Genomic DNA, 19,865 nt, shown 5'->3' with positions numbered 1-19,865 from the left:
GCACTGAATATACTTGCGCTTGGACATAAGCGTCTAGCAGTAGGAATCACCCCCATTTAAGGGGGTGAGGATGTCAAATCTTCTGCCGCAGGATTATCATATTCACCCTGCATCCATGGTGATAAGCCATAAAATGAACCATTGAGCTGCGAATAGGCAATTAAGTTATGCCGAAATTGTAGAAAATACTCATGATCTACAACACCAGGCTGCTTCCAAAATTGCTCTAAGCTGTTCTGATTGGTTAAACCAGGTAAGTTATAGAGTGCATTACCCAGCACCTTAACAGGAATCTGATGATAAAGTGCCTGAATAACCGTGGTACTGTTTACTGTCACCATACCAAGACTATGTTTGAGTAAAGTGGGTAAGTGAATATCACAGAAATAATGTATACGCCCTGTCACATCAAAGCGTTTAGCCAATTTACGTAGCAATGCACCATAATGCCGATAACCACGATCCATAGGATGATGCTTAAAAATTAAATGATGATGTGGTGCGGAGAATTGACTAAAACTTTCTACAACCTGTTCAATATATTTTTCCATACTACCCAATTCACTATGCACACGAATCTGTGAGTCGTTATGAACTTGTAGTGCAAAAACATAGTACTGTTTATCATACTGTTGAATAAATTGCTGAAAACGACGTGGTTCAAATATAGCATTTATTTGTCGTCGCCACATCGACACTAAGCTATAAGCTAATTCTTCTCGAGTGCTCAAGCCTCGGTGGTGTTGATAAAGTGGGTAATGTGCCCGACATAAAACACCAAACAAATAATATAAAATTGCACTACGTACCATTTTACGATACTGATTATGTACTGGTATACAGGCTTGTTTTTCTGTTTCTGGATATTGTTGTTGTGAGAAGCTTGAAAAAGAGTTTACTCCACCCTTTTCAAAGGTAATATAATCTGGACGTATATAGCCTTCTTCAAATGCAAAAAACTGAACTGCTGTATTTTCAGTGACCTGTTTAGCAATAAGATGGTATTTACGGCAATCACCAAAACAAACAATGGCTTCAATTTGTTGTTGTTCTATAAATGCTTTTAGCCAAACAGCAAACTCATCTACCGCTCCAGTATAATCAAATACATTTTGTTGTTGAGGATAAAAAAAACGATCACCACCATTAAAATTTATTTTTAGTACATCAACCTGATGTCCTTTCAGCCAATCAGCAAAAAGACGGAAAAATTCTCCCATCGGGCCTTGCAACAATAATACCCGTCGAGAGCTCAGTAATTCACTGATATGCTGTGTCATGAAATGCCTAAATACTCAATTGCAACCATCAAAACTAAGACAAATATGTCAAAATAATGTATAAAAATCACCAGTTCAAAAAAATTGACAGTCCATTTGCCAATCACTTTGCTATATGTATAGTAACTAAAGCTGAGACATTATAGGTTGGATATCCGATAAGTAAAATAAAAAAACAAGTAACATAAATAGATTAAAGATAAGTGAACACTATCTACAAATTATATTCAACCATGTTAAAAATTGTATAAGCCCCATACAACACAAGCATTACAGACTATACTTCAAGGCACAATAACGAATAAAAAATTTCAAATATTTGTATGAAAAAATCTTTAATTTGTCATAAAAATGAAAGATTGATCTCATTTTGCACTGGTCTTTTTTTAAAAAAACGAGTAGCATGCGTGATTTACGTTTCAATATTTGATGAAATTCACACAACCCTGTTCACCTTTGAGAAAGCCAACTAAAGTTTATGCCTTCTTTTACACCATCTCCTCAAAAATATAGTTTAAATATACTATGTGTATTAGATGACTTTACGAGAAAAGCTCTGGCTTTTGAGCCCTATGTACATTTAGACTTTGCTAACCCTAAACGTCGCCCGTTATTTTTTAAAAAATATGACTTTCTATTAGTTGAATCAACTTGGTTGGGTAATCAAAAACAATGGAAGTACAAGGTTGCAAACTACCCTGAACATCCAGAACGAAATAATGCCGCATTGGTTAAATTAATCCAATGGGCAAAAAACCATAACATTCCCACTATTTTCTGGAATAAGGAAGACCCTTTTCATTTTGAGCAATTTATTCATTCTGCTCGATTATTTGATTATATTTTTACAACCGATGCAAACTTAATTCAGCAATATCAGGTACAGTGTCCAAATAGTAAAATTGCGGCCTTACCATTTCCTTTTCAACCCCAAATTCATTATCCAGCTCCCTTTTCACACATTCAGTCTCATTCAAGCATCTTTATTGGTAGCTATATGCGACATATGCACCATGAACGTCGTCAATGGCAAGACCTGTGTTTTGAAGCGGCTGCACCCTTTGGTTTAACGATAGTAGACCGACATGCGAGACGTGCTAAAACCAATAAGAACTATCAATTCCCTCAGATCGATCAACTTGTATATAAAGAAGCTGTAGACTATAAAAAAACAGCCAGCCTAAATCATCAGTTTCAACAAGCCATTAATGTCAACACTATTACAAATTCACCCACCATGTTTTCAAGACGCTTAATTGAAATTATGGCTTGTAATCGACTTGTTATTAGTAATCCAAGTCTTGCTATTGATAACCTATTTCCCAATTTATGTGAAACTATAGAGACTAAAGATCAAGCCATTGCCCTGTTTGAACAGTTACAACAGGGTTATAATCCAGCACAAATTGAAAAAATAAATACTGCACGTGAGCTTGTATTTCAACATTACACCGTAAGATCATGGCTACAACGTATACTACAGCAATGCAACATAGACCATGCTTATGCTTCATTACCTAAGCAGGATTATTCACTTCATATTTAGGATATTTCCGAGTGATCGCAAGCCCTATGAATGATCTTAGTATTGTCGTTCCGTTAGACTTTAGCCGGCGCAGTAAAGATATTTACCAACGTGCCATAACGCTGGCAAATGTACTAGATGCTACAGGTATAAAAATTATCTTTGGCTGTGCAGCGACACCTGAAAAATGGGTCAATAAACTTAAAAATAAACTAGAGAATAACACTCAAGTTTTCATCATCAGTTGTTCTGACAGCCAAAGCCAATTAGCAAAATTACGTAATATCGCCATAACACAAGTAACAACACCTTATGTCATGTTTTTAGATGTTGATATAGTGACTAATCCTGAGCAAATTCTTCAAGCCCTTACTGCTGTTAAACAAAACTCAGCTCAGCTTTGCATGTATCCTTGTTTATACTTAAGTGCCAAAGGAACTCGGCAATTATCTAAACAAAATATTGCTGCCTTTAAACAGTATTATTACCAGTTTAAGCGTGAGTGGATTTTACACTTGGCTTTTCCTTCATCAATCATTATTTGTGATTTACAATCTGTAAATGCGATTCAAGGTTTTGATGAAAGTTATAAAGGGCATGGTTATGAAGACTTTGACTTTATGCTACGGTTATTTAAACACAAGCAACTCATTGAATACTCGGCACAAGTCATCATTGATGAACCTTATATGGCACCCATGATGGCAACTGGATTTCGCGCACTTTTAGCTAAGGCTCAACTGGAACAATTATTACAACCCATTTATTTTTTGCATGCTTACCATAGTAAAGACAAACAAGAAAACTATTATCAGCTCCGTCAACAAAACCAAATTTTATTCTTAAAGAAATTTACTCAATTATATAAAGCCAATGCAGTAATAAGCCAAAGTCACGATACTTTATTATTACTCAATCATTTCTTTCAGCTATTAGCAACACATCAGAAAAAACCCAGTGAATTTACTGCATTGTGGGCAGAAATTCCTGGGCATATGTTTAGAGGGAGGAAACTTTTAAAATGGAATGTAATTATTTAACTCATTAAAATAACTTTGGGTTTACCTCGACATAACCAAATATCAACTAATACTTTTAATACCAAAGACTGATCAGCACATTCGGAGGATAACCAACTAACAACTCTTCCAAGAAATTGAGAACTGCTACAAATAACTCTGTGAAACCTCTGTCCAGATATATAATATCACCACTGTAAATTTGATATAGAGCATCAAGGTCGATTTGATTGTCTCTAGATTAGTCCTGATTCGCGTATCAACTTACCGATCAAAAACACCCAATAAAAATATCTCAGGAGTTAATAGATTAGAAACCTAAATGTTACCCTCGCATTCAGAACATAATTAATCTATGAACCTTAGTTTCATTAACTTTCAATAAACAACACCCTTCAAGCATGAAATAACCCTAGTCTAAAACAAGGTTTATCGCTTTAAATTTAAATCCAAGGTTTAATATATGTGTTTCTAATAGTTCACCTCTTAGATGATTAGATTACCACCCAATTGGATGTCCAATTTTATAAAACTACTACAAACACATCCTAATACAATTTATAAATTAATTAACTGAAATACTATTATTTGGTAGATTAAATTTTCTAATCCCATAAAACCAAGAAGAGTTTAAATCAATAACTGGCTTTTTACCATCTTGTTCTAAAACATTGCTACTGTTCCACAATATTACCCCATCTGCACCTTGTGATTTAATATATTCTAATGTATCAAACATTTGCTGATCTGAAAGCGGTTTTATTAACCATCCTTTAGTAATAGGGTCAACTTTACTCTTGATAAATGCATTAGTTATGTATGGGTATATCTTTAAATTATATTTTTTTGCTAATACTCTACTTTGCTTCATATTAAAATCTACAGACTTTTTCCAGAGATTAATATCTTCATCATCATAAAAATAAAATGATGGACTAATAAAATCAATTTTTTCAGCCAAACTTTCATACTGCTTATTTAACTGAATATATTTTTTTTCTGTTTCATCATCTAAGTTCTTCCCACCATATGTTTGCTGAGGCAAAGTTGCATAAATTCCAATTTTAGCCTTACCACCATATTCTTTATATAAATCAATGACCTGATTAATCGTCGGAATAACCGTTGATGGTACAAATCTATCACCAAGTTCAATATCAAATGAAATTGGAATTTCTGGATTTTTATTACTATCATCGACAATTTTTTTAATTTTGTCTGGATCAACCACACCATTTGTTAACATTCTATTATGATAAATAACATCAATTTTTTTTAAACCAAACTCTGACAAATGCTGCTGAATTACATCATTATTAGTAATAATCTGTGATTTTTCCATCAATTCCCACGGGACTCGCCAATATATATCAAAAGAGTAAGCAAGGTTTGAAAAACATATTAATATAAAAATCAAAAGGATACGCATACTTAATTCTTCTATAATACTTAGTTAATTAATTATACAGATAATATTGCTAGTTTTTCTAGATGTATACCAAACACATATATTAAATATAAGCGCTCATGAAGTCTTTGATGCAAAGACTTCATGAAAATTAACTACTTATCTTTAATATCAATCATAATAGATAATTCATTACCATTAATAGGATAAAGCTCAATTACATTACATTTTTCAAACTTACCAAAGGATAGAGATCTCCAACCACTAGCAAATTCTGTTTTATCAAAATCATCACTACCTGTTTTAAATGAATAGTTAAATGAGGAGCCAATGGTCATTGATACCAAGTGGTTTTCGCAGTCAATAGAAATAACATTTGAGTTTATTGTTATTGATGTATCCTTTGGAAGAATAAATCTACTCACAGGAAAACCATAATCATTATTTGTTTCAAATTTATCAAAAATACTAAATGATTTAAAATTAATAAAATTAATATCTCTTTCTATAGAATATTTATACTGTTTAAAATCAAAAGAAAAACTTGATAATATAGAACAACCATCAATATCAATTGAACTCATCACGTTTTTAAGTTCATTCGAACTTAAAAATAAATGTCTATATTCATTATCAAGAGCTTTAAAAAAAGCGCCAGAATGCCCTCTTTGCCCATTTAATACTGCTGATCTAGAATCTTTCTCATTATACGTACCAAGACCTGAATCAATAAATATCTCATTTCCAGACAAACTTAATGTTATAGATGTATTGTCTAATTGCTTATGAACAGGTGAGGCATAACCACAAGTAAGTGAGAAATAATCAATGTTATCTTTTTTAACAAAAAATCCCTGGTCCTTAAATAAATGAGTACCAGGTATAGATTTATATCTTGTTGGATAAAAGCCACACTGACCCAATGGAGGTATATTTCCATTAGGCATTACAACTTTATATAGGGCCAATTCAACCTTATTAAATAATCCATTTAGATAATCATAGACCTCTAAGTCATGATAATATTCATCAAAAAAAACGAGTTGATTTTTTATATATTTAAAATAAAAATCATGATAACCAATCGTATTTTCTACTACATATCCATTTTCTGGAATGACTGTATCTAAAATTCCTTTTAACCAGAGCATTGCTGTCTCAAGTTCACATAAAATACCCCCCTTACCTATTACCAGTGCTGCATGAAATATAGATACACATAACATCATTCCATGGTTGTTACATGCGACACCAGTTAATGAGCTAAACCACTCTACCTCTCTTATCAGTAGCAATCTAACAATATTAGTTATTTCTTGATTTTCATGAAATCGTGCATATATCATACATAAGTATCTTATTCTTGATGCTGCACAATGATCTAAACTAGATATCTTATAGATGATGTCTAAATTTCCACTTGAAACTTCTTTAAAATAATTTGATAAAAATTTTAAAACTTGAGCTTCAACTTTTTCAGACTCGCTATACTTTGCTAACCAGCCAAGTGAATAAAACCACATTATTTCACTTGCATTATTTCCAGGCTGTTGAAAATCAATATCATTAATGTTAATTTTATGCTTCGCTGGGGATACAAAAATAGTATCATCTATTACACTCCAACTTTTATAGCCTGGCTCGAAGTGTATTGGTAAGTATGTTTTAAAGTTCATAAATATAAGTCATATAAAATATTAGCATAATACACTAAATTTATTTAAATTAAACATGAAATATAAAACACCTTTACAAATTAATACTTTTACCGAAGTTTATTTTATAAAAATAAATAATTCCTATTATAAAACCTCATACATTAGGTGGCTGAATTACCACCTAATTCAATATCCTAGTTCATTAAATCACTATATAAAACCATTCAAAACCTAAAATAAAAGGTTTTGATTATACATGCTATTTAATTAACAACTTGAAATAGTTTCATGATTAACCAAACCTTGTAGTTTCTCTAAAAATGAATACTCACTACCTAAGTACAATTTCACAGGGATATTCCTCATCTTGCTTAAAGCGCTTCCTCGTTCAACCAAAGCAATAATCTTAGCATCCGCTCCTTTATAATCGCTGACTTTTGAAGGCAAATAGGGATTAATCCCAAAAATATCTGATACGACTGCATCGTTGACAAGCAGGTAATCAAAAGTGTTACTGGTTGACAAGAAATCGAAATAGCCAAGATATGAATTAAAAATAATATGCTCACCGTACTGCCCCACAAAATCCTGTGGTGCATTAGTGAAAATATGAAGCTTAATTTTTTTCTTAACCTGTTTTTGTTGATTTATCTGTTGAATTACTTCAATAAAATCATTTAAATTACGATTTGCATAAAAAACACCAAAATAACCAATATTGATATAATTGTGGTCGATGTTATATTCGCCTTGGCCTAATTGATAAAATGCTTTAGGTAAAGTTGGGTGCTGTTTAATTACAGATTTTTTATAGGCTAACTGAGCAATGTCTTTATATTTAAAGCTATCTAACATTACTTTTCGCTGATTTTCGCATGTAAATATAATCTCATCAGCAAATAAATAAGCCAGCAATTCACACCAGACATATAAGTTATTTTCCCCTAGTAAATGATTTTTTATATTACTAGGAACTTTTGCCAGTATTTCTTCCACCCATGTTTTATCATCTAATAAACTACTACGCTCTTTACCATGAATATCGAGCACAGCGGGATCAGAAAATTCAGCAATCCATTTGGTTTGAGGATTTTTTGATTTATAGATAGCTGCAGCAAAATTAGATCCAGGCCATAGTACTCGACTATATATTTGACTATAAAACTTACCTTCAACCAATTTATTTGCTTGCTCAGAGAATTCCTTTATCGCTCTCCAACCGCCAAAGCTAGTTTCAGTTTGTAAGAAATTGATATCATTGATTAAATGTTTATTTAAAAACATCATGTCTTCATCTACCTTTCTTAGACTAGACATATCATTTGCTATTACATCAGACAATAAACCAAATTCCTGAACGCGTTTACCTACAATTGTGGCACTTGTATCAACGAATGGAGGGTGACAATAAGAAAAAACTAACTGTTTAACTTCATTTTTTCCAACTTTTTCCCAAAAATATTTATAGGGAAAGTGATAAATTTTTCTTTGAATAATTTGCTCTAAAACTTTATCTAGCTCTTGTGGATGCTCTGTCAAATAACGAATGATAAACCCAATTTGAGCTTTCATTTTTGAAACAACAAAACCTGCAAGATGACCTGCATAATTACTCATGATTAAATCTAAGGATTTAATAACATCAAGCCTTTGCTCAACATTAAAGTTAAAAGACATTGGCTGGCGAGAAACAGAGTTATCAGTAATACGACGAATATATGCGCAATCTATATCTTCAACAAGCTTAAAAGTAGGATTAAACTTGACCATATACTCAACAAAATAACTTACATCCTCTCCACTTCTTAGCTTTGGATCAAATATAACCTGTTGAATATCCGCAGTAGGTAACATTTTAGATGCAATCATTGTTACAGCCGAACTTAAACCGTTAATATTCACATTATCTTTATTTTGTACTAACTGTTTAGTGATATTCGTTTCTTTTTGAATATTTCCTGATGCATCTAAATCATGAATATAACTAAAAACTACCGTATTATTACCAGCCAATGCATACATGTCTGATAAATAATTTTCCGTAATCGTATCATCATCATCTAAAAATATTAAAAACTCTTTTGTAGCATTATTAATCCCCACATTTCTAGCCTGTGAAGCACTTGCTATATCCGAGTACAGCATTTTTAAATTAATCTGAGGATTATCTTTAATAAACTTTTTTAAAACTCTTTCTGTTTTGCTTACTGGCCCATTAATGACACATACAACTTCCACCAAATCGAGATTGATGCTTTTCTGCTGTTTTATTGAATTTAATGTATCAAGTATAGTTTCATCCCCTTTATATGATGGGATAATTACTGAAACACCTTCATTAAGTTTGTTTTTTTTTACAATAACGTCATTTGACTTAGTAATCTCTTGTAATTTAATTTTCTTAATCTGAAAAGTTCCATTTCCTGAAACTTTGATACCTAAACTTATATGTTTGCATTCATCAGGTATATTCATAAAAATTTTAGAGGCTGGTTTTGCCATACTAAAACTTATTTTTTCTTTTGCTTCATTTAAGTAATTAATAATGACTTCCACATTTAAGCCATTTGATTCCGACTCAAATAGTATCGTCATTTTTTTATTATGGATATAATCACTAAGGGAAGCTAAATCAATCATGTTACTTGAGTAAAAGTAACGTGGTTTTTCAATCACCATTTTACTGGTAATCGTTATACCTTCTTGATTCTTTCCAAAACCTACTAACTCATGATTTTTTAAGCTTAAACCCAATAATAAGTTTCCATCAGTTTTTTGCTTTTTATTATTATTTAAAAGCTCATCTAATGTGACTTTATTAACAGTACTCACAGCGGTGCTTAATACTTTTTTCTCGACTGCCTTTCCTTCTATTACAGAAACAATTGTCTTGTCCTTACGTTTCAATGACTCCTTTCTTAAATCCAATAATTTTTTAGGTAGCCCTATAATACTATTTACATTTTTTGTTCCGTCAATTATGGTTTTACCTAACTGAAAGGAAATTGTTCTTTCTGTATCAACGTCCTGCTTTTTATTCAACAGAACATTCAAAATCGTTTTATAATCCTCACGATGAATATTTTTTGCCACTTTAATTTCAGTAAGTATTTCTGATAATAATGACTTGTTATCAAGCTTACTAAACAAAGCCTGAATATTTTCAGTAATTGAAGAATATGTTTTTTTAAGAACACCAACCTCTGATTGCAATGAAATAATTATATTTTTTAATTCATCTTGCGTTTTTTCAGCTTCAGCAAAACTGTCTTTAGCACGTTGTTGTTCAAGCAACAATATATCAATTTTTTCCAAAAGTAACTTAGAGTCGCTTTGCATTGATCTGATTACATCAATCTGCTGTTCCATGTCATTTTGCATTGGTTTATCTGATTGAGGTTTTTCATCTACACCTTGCAATAATGTATTTTCAACAGTTTTGATTGCAATTGCTTGAACCTTTGTTTGCTTTTGACGTCGTGCTGAAACTAGTTTTCTCATGTTTTTCTTAGCCCACAAAGCTTAATTTATTAATTGTAAGATCAGTAAATTCATTATGTTTTACAAGTTCCGCGACCACATCTGCTTCTGCAATTGCAGTTTCTAAAGAAACCAATTTACCTTGAGTAATTTTTGCTGGGAGTTCGTGAATATTCGGTTCAACCAGTAATAGTTCGATTGATGTGTTTTCACCCAATTGTTGAGCAATACTCACTGCTGGACTTTCACGTAAGTCATCAATATTTGGTTTAAAGGCTAAACCAAGTAGAGCCACTTTTGGTTTACGACCTAAGTTGCCCAGTGCTGCAACTTGTTGCTCAATCTTCTCCACCACCCACTGTGGTTTATAGTCATTCACTTCACGTGCCGTACGTACCATATGTGCAAGATCTGGTGTTTTATTCACAATAAACCATGGGTCAACTGCAATACAGTGCCCACCCACACCTGCGCCTGGGCGTAATATCTCTACACGAGGATGACGGTTTGCAAGGCCAATGAGCTCCCAAACATTGATATTTAAACGGTCACAAATCAATGAAAGTTCATTAGCAAAAGCAATGTTAACATCGCGGAATGCATTTTCAGTCAACTTAGTCATTTCAGCTGTACGTGCATTGGTTTTTACCAACTCCCCTTTTACAAAGATTTGATAAACTTCAGCGGCTTTATCTGCACAGCGTGGTGTTACACCGCCAATAGTACGGTCATTCTCTACTAACTCACGAATAACCTGACCTGGCAATACACGCTCAGGACAATAAGCAACAAAGATATCATTTTCAGTATCTTGATCGTGCTGTGGAAATTTCAAATCAGGACGAAGCTCGGAGAGCCACTGTAACATTTGTTCTGTTGCACCCACTGGTGATGTAGACTCTAAAATAACCACATTGCCTTTTTCCAAAACAGGCGCGATGGTTTTTGCTGCAGCTTCAATATAAGATAGGTCAGGCGTATAGTCTTCACCTTTAAACGGTGTAGGAACTGCAATTAAAAAAGCATCTGCTGGTTCTGCGGTTTTAGCAGCTTTTAAATGACCAGAAGCAACCACTGCTTTAACAATCTCTTCGAGACCTGGCTCAACTATGTGAATACGCCCTTGGTTAATCGTATCAATAGCATGTTGGTTCACATCTAAACCAATAACTTTTGCGCCAGCATGTGCAAACATCGTTGCTGTTGGTAAACCAATATACCCCAAACCACTTACAGAAACTTTTTTAATCGACATTCTTTGTATAGTCCTATACTTTCAATATTAAATTTAAACTTTTAAATATGCTTGTTTGAGCACAGTCGCAATTTGCTCACATGCAGTGCCATCACCATAAGGGTTATGTGCACGGCTCATTTTGCTATGTAAAACTTCATTATCTAGCAATTCAACCACATTAGTCACAATAGAGTCTTCAGTTGCGCCCACCAGACGTACAGTCCCAGCCTCAACTGCTTCAGGTCGTTCTGTGGTATCTCGCATAACCAGTACAGGAATACCTAAAGATGGTGCTTCTTCTTGTATACCGCCTGAGTCAGTTAATATGAGATAGCTTTGCTGCATTAACCAAACGAAAGGTAAGTACTCTTGTGGCTCAATAAGTTTAATGTTGTTTAAACCGTCTAAATGTTCATACACTGGTTTCTGTACATTCGGATTCATATGTACAGGATAAACAAATTCAATGTCTGGGTATTGCTGAGCCAAACGTTTTAAAGCACGACAGATATTTTCAAAACCTTCACCAAAGTTTTCACGACGGTGCCCTGTAACCAATACTCGCTTCTTGCTCAAATCTAACATATTAAAATGCTCACGCATTTGAGTTTGTAAGGCTGGCGTATTTTCAATTTTATTTTTTATATAATACAGGGCATCAATTACAGTATTACCTGTAACGAAAATATTATGCTCAGGTACGCATTCTTGTTTTAAGAAACCAGCCGCTGTATTGGTTGGAGAAAAGTGCCAACGACTCAATACGCTGGTGAGCTGACGGTTTGACTCTTCAGGCCAAGGCGAATAAATATTATAAGTTCTTAGACCTGCTTCAATATGACCAATATCAATTTTTTGATAAAAAGCTGAAAGAGAAGCACTTAAAGTAGTACTGGTATCACCGTGTACCAAAACCACCTCTGGTTCGAACTGTTGTAATACACCTTCAAGCCCAGTCAGCATTCTTGAAGTAAGCACAGTTAAGCTTTGTCCAGACTTCATAACATTTAAGTCATAATCTGGAGTAATATCAAATAGATCCAATACTGAATCTAACATTTCACGATGCTGTGCCGTAACACAAACTTTCGCTTCAATTTGTTCTTGTTTCTGTAATACATGTACCAAAGGTGCCATCTTAATGGCTTCGGGTCGGGTTCCAAAGACCAATAGAATTTTTAGCATAGATAATACCAGTTGATTTATTTAAAGAGTCAGCAAAAAATTTTTCCAACTGTATAACATACGCTACAAAATATCCATTAAATTTTAAAATAAAACCCCTATATATTGGAATAAATGTAACTAAATTATGGAGATAAAAATAATACTATAGGAAAATTTCAACATAAATAAATTTATATGATTAATTAAGACTAATCACAGTATGACAAAATCATGTTGTTTTATATTAAGTTAACTATAATGGTAAGGATTGATCCAATGAATATATAGACTCTCCTCGCAATTATTGATCAATCAAATATAGACTACACTTGTGACAAATACATAACATATAATCCATATGTATGTTTATGATAAGACAGCTTCATATGTCAAAGCTGAAATAAAAAATTAATATTCATACTTGTATATAATATTGATCTAAGTGCTACTTATACAATTCAACCATTTGATATTTATAAAATTAGATTGTAAATTTTGTGCATAATTTAAACACAATTTCCAAATAATTAAATTTAAATAAATATAAAAATAAATAATGCAGTAAAACTTAATAAAGTTGAGTTTATAAGCACATAATCGATGGTAATAAGAAAAATTTATAAATTTATCAAAATATGACAATCTACATAACCAAACTAGTTATCTAAAATTTAGCAAACAAAATAAGTAATGATTGAAGTATTTATATCATTTATAAGTTTAAGCATTATATTAAAAAGAAGCGTAGAAGCAGTTGTGGGATAAATCTGTAGTTAAACTATCTATAATTTGATCCAAAATATAAAATATATTAAAAAGTTATCAATAATAATACTTTTCATAATAAGTAAAGTTTATTTTCTTGCTGCTAAATTTCTTATTTTTACTAAAAGTTCAATCCATTTCTGAGGCACAACTCCTTTTTCATGCTGCTGTTGCTCAAGATAATCTAAAATAGACTCCACATGAGTTAAGGCAACTTTAGAGGATTCTAAATTATAGACAGCATATTGAATAAGAACCACATAAAGTAATTCCTCAACAGTTAATTGGCGTTTACGACGTAGGTTATGATGACGGTCTACAGTTAACCCCCAACCTGCATAAAAGGGTTGACCATAACAAACGACTTTGATGCCACGTATTATGGCTTCAAAGCCAGTTAAAGATGTGAGGGTATGCACCTCATCAATGACTGAAAAACACTCAATAATGGAACGCCGCGTCTCTACGTAATTGGCATACTCTAATAACAAGTGCTGCTCTATTTTACCAGCGCGTAAACCAGCCTCTACATCTGGATGTGGCTTATAAATAATGTAAGTATCGGGATTTAAGGCCCGTACTTGTTTCAATAAGCCGATATTGGTTTTAATATCAACCCCACCCAATAGCACCGACATATCATCTTCGACCTGCCCAACAACCAATATGACTTTCCCAGTAAAATCAATTTCTAGGCTATCTCTGGCGCCAACATTGTACTTTGATATATTCAACTCAATAATTCGACTTCTTAACAAAGCAGCACGCTGTAGCTCTGCTGGAGTTAAACAACAGTGATTGAGTAAATGTTCCAAATAAGAAGGAGCAGTAGCATCGTAGTAAATACCAATGGGGTCAAAAACCAAAGAGCACGGTCTTGTTAATGCGGCCCCTAAACCAATAGAGCGAATAAAACCATCTTCGACAGTACATAACTGCTGAATACCACTTTGTTTAAACTGATAAGCCTTTTTCCCCCAAGCGACAATATGATCCGATGCCTTGGGTTTAAACCAATTTTTAAAAGCCAATTGTGTTTGCGGTAAATGCAGATACGAACGTAAAAACTTTTTTTTCCAACGGCTAAAACCAAATAACTGTAGTGAAGATGGCAATATATTTTGCATGGCCACATTGGGTTGTAACATCAAAATTATATCTTCTAATTCACAACGCTTCCCTGTTACAGGAGAAACATAACGAGCATAGTGTAAGTAAGCACTTGAAAATACATGCAATAATGATCTTTTGTGCTGACGACGCCCTCGTAATATATGTAGAGGAGCATACTGATCTTGGGTTAAGCCCCAACCTGCATACCAAGGCAAACCAAAACAATGTACAGTTTTATTACATAATAATGCTTCAAAGCCCAGCTGTGAGCTCACTACATAAACCTCATCCATCTGTTGCAATAAAGCAATAGGATTATAGTTTTCACTCATAACAGCTACATTTGCTTGGCTAAAATCCTGTTCAGTAAAGTGTCCTTTTGCTTTACCCATTAATACATCAGGATGTGTTTTAATCCATATTTTTGCATGAGGATGGTCTATACGAGCTTGCTGCAACATCCTTTGAAAGCTTTCTAGATTTGCCCCAGCACATGCGATGGATTGATCACCTACAGTTTGATCAACAATTAAAATATTCTGTTGCCCATGAAACTGGCTTATATCTATGGGGGTATATTTTTGATTATATTTTGTCAGTTGGTAACGTAAAATATACTCAATTGCTTGTGCCGCACGTTGATTTTGAACATGATCTTCTGCCCGTAAAATCAACTGCTCCAAATCAGAGCTTTGTCGGGCATCAAAGTAGATACCACAATGATCAACAACCAGAGAAAAGGGTACAGCACCTTGCTTACCTAAGCCCAAAGAGCGAATAAAACCGTCTTCAAGGCATAGACAAGATGCTGAATTTTTCTTGGCTAAATGCTGTGCACGACTAAAACTTGTCTTACGCCCCCACCCTATATAGAGTGGACCATTGAAGCTAGCTTCTTCTGCTAAGAAATGCTGGATATTTGGAATGCTTTGAATCTTTCGATTACTAAACACAAAAGCCATTCCAACTCCTTAATTGCACCAGCACAACACTTGTCAAATCGCTGAACTCATTACAGATCTAATGCCACTTTAGTCATAATTGCAATTTGATAAAGAATAGCAGTAATACCGCGCGCCACTTCAATAGATTTACTTGAAGCTTTAGGCAATACCATGATTTCATCGCCCTGCTGGATTTTACTGCTCTTACTTACCAGCTCAGCTTCACCATTTTGATGAATCACAATGACTTTTGACTTATTCGACTTCTGACTAAAGCCACCGACTTGCTCAATGTAACTAATTGCACTACGGTTCGGTTGATACTCTACACCATTAGCAAAAGCCACTTCACCATGCACCATGACCACAGAAGTAATTTCAGGGATTTTTAAAATATCACCTTGTTCTAAAATTACATCTTGGTAAGTATTTGGATTAAGTACCACTTGACCTAGAGGCTGTGTCTGACGTGCTTTGGCAACAAACTGTTTAACTAACTCCGCATCTGTACTACGTAACTTTGCCTCTTCTTGGGTACTTGAGCGCGCATTAAACGTTGCATCTTCAAGTTTATCTAAGGCAATGTTGAGCATTTCTTTTTGACGTTTTGCCACAGATGGTCTAAACAATTGTAAGGCCTGCATATTAGCCAAGCTGTTTGGCTTAATTTTTGGCAGTACCTCAGAGAGTTTAGCACCATAAGGCAGTACGATGGCATGCTCACCATTATTGGCACCCTCAATTCGTACTTGAATCGTGCCTGCATAACGGTCGGCAGTTACACTGAGTACATCGCCATTTTGTACCTGTACATCGTTAGCTTGGCTAATCGGATAGTACTCACTACGGTATTCATTGCCCTGACGGCGCATAATGCTAATGTTGGTCGCACCTGGTTTAGCTTTTGCTACACTAAGCGCTTGGGCTACACTCAGGTAGGGTACGTTAAACTCAAAATCATAGGCATTAAACACTTCGCCGCTAATGCTAAAAGTCTGTGTACGTGGACCAACAACTACGACATCGCCATCTCTAAAACTAAAAGGCTGTAAACGACCAGAGATGAGAAACTCATATAAGTCAACCTGTTGCATAATTTGACCATTACGCATAATTTTAATGTCGATATAACTGCCACGCTCAGGGTCTACCCCACCAGCACGGTCTAAATAAGCAACAACGCTGTCATTTGCTAAACCGCCGTAGTTCCCTGGTTGATTGACTACGCCGGTGACTAATACTTTGACTGGCTGTGCCTCAACCAATGATGCATATACACCTACATTAGACACATACACTTTACGTACATGCGACTCAATTAGAGCTTGTAACTGACCATTACTAACCCCTTGAACTTGAACTGGGCCAATATTAGGTAAAAACAGATTCCCTTTAGGGTCTACTGTTTGTGTACCTGCATATTGATAAGCACCCCACATACGTACATTCACTTGGTCACCGGGGTTAAGCTTATAACTGTTATTAAAAGTACTTCCAGCTGTCGCTGAAAAAGCCCCTTTAAATAATTGTGAACCAAACATGTTGCTGTTGCTTGGATACTTAACCGTCGCATTACTATTTGGGCTAATAGACTGGCTAGGTAATATGGTTGGGTCTTGCTCACGTGCCTGTTGGTTAACATCTAGACCCGCTAAAATTGGATTATTTGGCAACATGCTATTGGCATAAAGCATAGTTGAGCTATAACTGAGCAGCGCCAGCGCTGAACATAATATTTTTTTATTCATCACTTACTCCCGATGCTCACGAATGATGGAACTAATCAACAGCCCAATACCAAACAAAATATTTAAAATAATAAACGTAGTTGCACTTATATAAGTACGGCGTGGGTAGAGTGCATCTTCTGCTAAACGCGGTTCAGCAATAATGACGAGTTTTTTGAGTTTCTTTGAGGCCTCTAAACGTGCTTTTTCTAGCGAGGCTAAAGAGATTTTGTAAAGATCGGTTGAGAAGGCTACCTGTGCTTTTAACTCCTCAAAATCAGCAACCGCCTTATTTAGCTTGGCATTGCTTGGAGAGGTAAGTTTGGCATTTTCATCATCTATTTGTTTTTTGACCGATTCAATTTGACTCCGAATGGCCACCACTTGAGCAGACTCAGGGTTCAAATAGGCCAATAAAGTACGTTCCTCAGTATGAAGCTGTGCCAAATTTGCTTGTAAACCTGCCACTAAGGTCGCAACAGCCTTGGCCTGTGTTTCAGGGTCAAAGGTACTGTTTTCATTTTGATAGGTCAGTAAGTTTTGACGTGCCGTGTTCAGCTGATTGGTTGCTTCATCTAATTGCTGCTGGGCATACTTTTGCTGTTCGAGTGCAATACTATTGGATATACCATTAATAAAACCTTCGCTTTGCTGCAATATTGCCTGATTAAGCTTTAATGAAAATGCAGGAGTAAAACCTTGTGATGTTACATTAAGCATCATGGTTTTTTCATCGAGATTAACCTTGACTACTTTTTGAAAATGCTCAACCAAGTCTTCGACTGTTGCATCCTTTGACAAGGAAAAAATTGGATCACCATCTTGTCTAAATGCTTTACGTAAGTCTAGTTGCTTATCAAGCTTTTCTACCATGTCGCGTGAAGTAATATACTCCCTTAAAATATTACTGTCTTCACCACTGGTATTGGCCACTCCCAATAGCGCAGTTAAACCACCAGTATCTGAAACCGTAGTATCACCCACTTGTTTAACCAGTAACACAGAAGCAGATTGATAGCGGTCATGTGCAAATACATTTAAGTACGTAACCGTCACGGCTAAAGGTAAAAGTACAGTCCCAGCATAAGCCAGCAGTAACTTTTGTTTTCTATTAATGCGCATACGCTTTATATACCTCTACTGCATCTTGCATATTGTCAAAATATTCTGCCTTACCATCTCGAACCAAAAAAGCCACATCGCAATTTCGTGTTAAATCATTTAAATCATGTGAAACCATAATCAAGTTTGAATTGGCTTTGAGTTCATCTAATAAAGCCTGACTTTTTTTACGAAAAGAAGCATCACCAACAGCACTAGCTTCATCTAATAAATAATAATCAAAATTAAAGGCCATACTTAGACCAAAGCCAATCCGACTACGCATACCGCTTGAGTAACTTTTAATAGGCATGTCGAAATATTTACCAATTTCAGCAAAGTCTTCCACAAAGCGTACTACATAGTCTACCTCTTCTTCACTTTGTACATAGAGCCGAGCAACAAAGCGTACGTTTTGCCGTGCAGTTAAACTGCCTTGAAAACCGCCTGCCAATGCCACAGGCCAAGAGATTGACTTTTTGGTAATGACCTCGCCAGAGTCAGCAAAGTCAATACCACCAATAATTCTAAGTAAAGTACTTTTTCCTGCTCCATTTTTACCCAGTAAAGCAACACTTTTATTTTCAGGTAATATCACACTGAGGTCTTTAAACACCACATGCCGCCCTTTCGGTGTAACATAAGACTTACTAAGATTACGCAGTTCAATCATTTTGACTTGATCATCCGTCGTTCAAAGCGCTTATAGAGCAATAAACCAATAAACATTGAAAGTAAAATCCAAATCAATACATAGTTTAGACTAATGCCATCAACCAAAGGATAACTAGGTGCAACTGCATGGCGCATCGGCTCAAAAATATGAATCAAAGGGTTATAAAGTAGGTATTCACGATATTGAACTGGGATAATTCCTATCGGATAAATAACCCCTGAAAGAAAATATAAAATAAAAAATAATACTGAGACAAATTTATTGATCTCTTTAGAAATGTCTCCAATGACCATAAAAACTAAACTCAGTGATAGCATTAGACCAAAAAGTAATAGCCAATAAAATAATAGCGTAGGAATCTGATCAAAACTAAGCTGATAGCCAATCCACAAAAAAATGATACTAAATAAAGTATAAGTACTAAAACCTAGAAATAGCTCAAGCAAATTGCGGGCAATTAGGGCATCAATAGGTTTAACTGGCCGATAACTAAATAGGCCTTTATTGGCCTGTGCAGCGCCTATGGCCTGATTAATCCCCGAACGGAACATAGAAAAGGGCACGATTCCATTAAGTAAAAATACTTCAAAAGAAATATTAGGCAAAGTGCGTTGCATAATCGCGCCAAACAAGACCAGCATAACGCCTATGGAAAATAAGGGTTCAATGAATATCCACAAATAACCCAAACGGTACTGGCCAAAACGGGTCTGTAATTCACGTAAGAATAGTGCTCGAATAGCGACCAACATCACCCGTGCACCA

13 protein-coding genes are annotated in these 19,865 nt (G+C 34.7%); 2 read left to right on the top strand and 11 right to left on the bottom strand.

Annotated features, from left to right (window positions below):
• Positions 1-56 precede the first annotated feature (56 nt).
• Complete coding sequence (locus RFH42_RS13895) at positions 57-1,280, bottom strand: capsule biosynthesis protein (protein WP_308976329.1); 1,224 nt, start codon at positions 1,278-1,280, stop codon at positions 57-59.
• A gap of 478 nt (positions 1,281-1,758) precedes the next feature.
• On the opposite strand from RFH42_RS13895, the gene RFH42_RS13890 reads away from it, so the two are divergent.
• Together RFH42_RS13890 and RFH42_RS13885 are read left to right on the top strand one after the other, a co-directional pair.
• Positions 1,759-2,826 carry a CgeB family protein gene (locus RFH42_RS13890; protein WP_308976328.1) on the top strand — a complete coding sequence of 356 codons (1,068 nt, stop codon included), beginning with the start codon at positions 1,759-1,761 and terminating at the stop codon, positions 2,824-2,826.
• Between the two features lie 11 nt (positions 2,827-2,837).
• Positions 2,838-3,845 (top strand): glycosyltransferase, encoded by a 1,008-nt coding sequence (locus RFH42_RS13885; RefSeq protein ID WP_308976327.1) that lies wholly within the window; start codon positions 2,838-2,840, stop codon positions 3,843-3,845.
• Positions 3,846-4,389: 544 nt separating this feature from the next.
• On the opposite strand, the gene RFH42_RS13880 is transcribed toward RFH42_RS13885, so the two are convergent.
• From RFH42_RS13880 to RFH42_RS13835, 10 genes are all read right to left on the bottom strand, one after another.
• The gene (locus tag RFH42_RS13880) at positions 4,390-5,253 is read right to left on the bottom strand and encodes a hypothetical protein (protein ID WP_308976326.1); all 864 of its coding nucleotides are present in this window, start codon (positions 5,251-5,253) and stop codon (positions 4,390-4,392) included.
• A 134-nt stretch (positions 5,254-5,387) separates the two neighbouring features.
• Positions 5,388-6,908, bottom strand: a complete 1,521-nt coding sequence (locus tag RFH42_RS13875) for a heparinase II/III domain-containing protein (RefSeq protein ID WP_308976325.1) — start codon at positions 6,906-6,908, stop codon at positions 5,388-5,390.
• Positions 6,909-7,157: 249 nt separating this feature from the next.
• A complete protein-coding gene (locus RFH42_RS13870) occupies positions 7,158-10,391 on the bottom strand; it encodes a glycosyltransferase (protein ID WP_308976323.1) in 3,234 nt (1,077 codons plus the stop codon).
• 7 nt (positions 10,392-10,398) lie between these two features.
• Positions 10,399-11,625, bottom strand: a complete 1,227-nt coding sequence (wecC, locus tag RFH42_RS13865; RefSeq protein ID WP_308976322.1) for a UDP-N-acetyl-D-mannosamine dehydrogenase — start codon at positions 11,623-11,625, stop codon at positions 10,399-10,401.
• A gap of 33 nt (positions 11,626-11,658) precedes the next feature.
• Positions 11,659-12,792, bottom strand: coding sequence for a non-hydrolyzing UDP-N-acetylglucosamine 2-epimerase (gene wecB / locus RFH42_RS13860; RefSeq protein WP_308976320.1), 1,134 nt, complete (start codon positions 12,790-12,792; stop codon positions 11,659-11,661).
• Between the two features lie 836 nt (positions 12,793-13,628).
• A complete protein-coding gene (locus RFH42_RS13855) occupies positions 13,629-15,614 on the bottom strand; it encodes a capsular polysaccharide biosynthesis protein (protein ID WP_308976318.1) in 1,986 nt (661 codons plus the stop codon).
• Between the two features lie 50 nt (positions 15,615-15,664).
• Positions 15,665-17,344, bottom strand: a complete 1,680-nt coding sequence (locus tag RFH42_RS13850) for a polysaccharide biosynthesis/export family protein (protein ID WP_308976317.1) — start codon at positions 17,342-17,344, stop codon at positions 15,665-15,667.
• Between the two features lie 3 nt (positions 17,345-17,347).
• On the bottom strand, positions 17,348-18,445 hold the full coding sequence (locus RFH42_RS13845; protein WP_308976315.1) for a capsule biosynthesis protein: 1,098 nt from the start codon (positions 18,443-18,445) through the stop codon (positions 17,348-17,350).
• Positions 18,435-19,097, bottom strand: coding sequence for an ABC transporter ATP-binding protein (locus RFH42_RS13840; RefSeq protein ID WP_308976314.1), 663 nt, complete (start codon positions 19,095-19,097; stop codon positions 18,435-18,437). The genes RFH42_RS13845 and RFH42_RS13840 overlap by 11 nt, the downstream gene beginning before the upstream one ends.
• Positions 19,094-19,852, bottom strand: coding sequence for an ABC transporter permease (locus RFH42_RS13835; RefSeq protein ID WP_308976330.1), 759 nt, complete (start codon positions 19,850-19,852; stop codon positions 19,094-19,096). The genes RFH42_RS13840 and RFH42_RS13835 overlap by 4 nt, the downstream gene beginning before the upstream one ends.
• Positions 19,853-19,865 lie beyond the last annotated feature (13 nt).

This window comes from Acinetobacter rudis, from assembly GCF_031157835.1.
GTDB lineage: Bacteria > Pseudomonadota > Gammaproteobacteria > Pseudomonadales > Moraxellaceae > Acinetobacter > Acinetobacter rudis_A.
This window is presented reverse-complemented; position numbering and strand designations above follow the sequence as displayed.

Coding starts and splice junctions, on each gene's coding strand:
- RFH42_RS13895 (WP_308976329.1), bottom strand. CDS start 1,280: ATGACACAGCATATCAGTGAATTACTGAGCTCTCGACGGGTATTATTG.
- RFH42_RS13890 (WP_308976328.1), top strand. CDS start 1,759: ATGCCTTCTTTTACACCATCTCCTCAAAAATATAGTTTAAATATACTA.
- RFH42_RS13880 (WP_308976326.1), bottom strand. CDS start 5,253: ATGCGTATCCTTTTGATTTTTATATTAATATGTTTTTCAAACCTTGCT.
- RFH42_RS13875 (WP_308976325.1), bottom strand. CDS start 6,908: ATGAACTTTAAAACATACTTACCAATACACTTCGAGCCAGGCTATAAA.
- RFH42_RS13870 (WP_308976323.1), bottom strand. CDS start 10,391: ATGAGAAAACTAGTTTCAGCACGACGTCAAAAGCAAACAAAGGTTCAA.
- wecC (WP_308976322.1), bottom strand. CDS start 11,625: ATGTCGATTAAAAAAGTTTCTGTAAGTGGTTTGGGGTATATTGGTTTA.
- wecB (WP_308976320.1), bottom strand. CDS start 12,792: ATGCTAAAAATTCTATTGGTCTTTGGAACCCGACCCGAAGCCATTAAG.
- RFH42_RS13855 (WP_308976318.1), bottom strand. CDS start 15,614: ATGGCTTTTGTGTTTAGTAATCGAAAGATTCAAAGCATTCCAAATATC.
- RFH42_RS13850 (WP_308976317.1), bottom strand. CDS start 17,344: ATGAATAAAAAAATATTATGTTCAGCGCTGGCGCTGCTCAGTTATAGC.
- RFH42_RS13845 (WP_308976315.1), bottom strand. CDS start 18,445: ATGCGCATTAATAGAAAACAAAAGTTACTGCTGGCTTATGCTGGGACT.
- RFH42_RS13840 (WP_308976314.1), bottom strand. CDS start 19,097: ATGATTGAACTGCGTAATCTTAGTAAGTCTTATGTTACACCGAAAGGG.
- RFH42_RS13835 (WP_308976330.1), bottom strand. CDS start 19,852: ATGTTGGTCGCTATTCGAGCACTATTCTTACGTGAATTACAGACCCGT.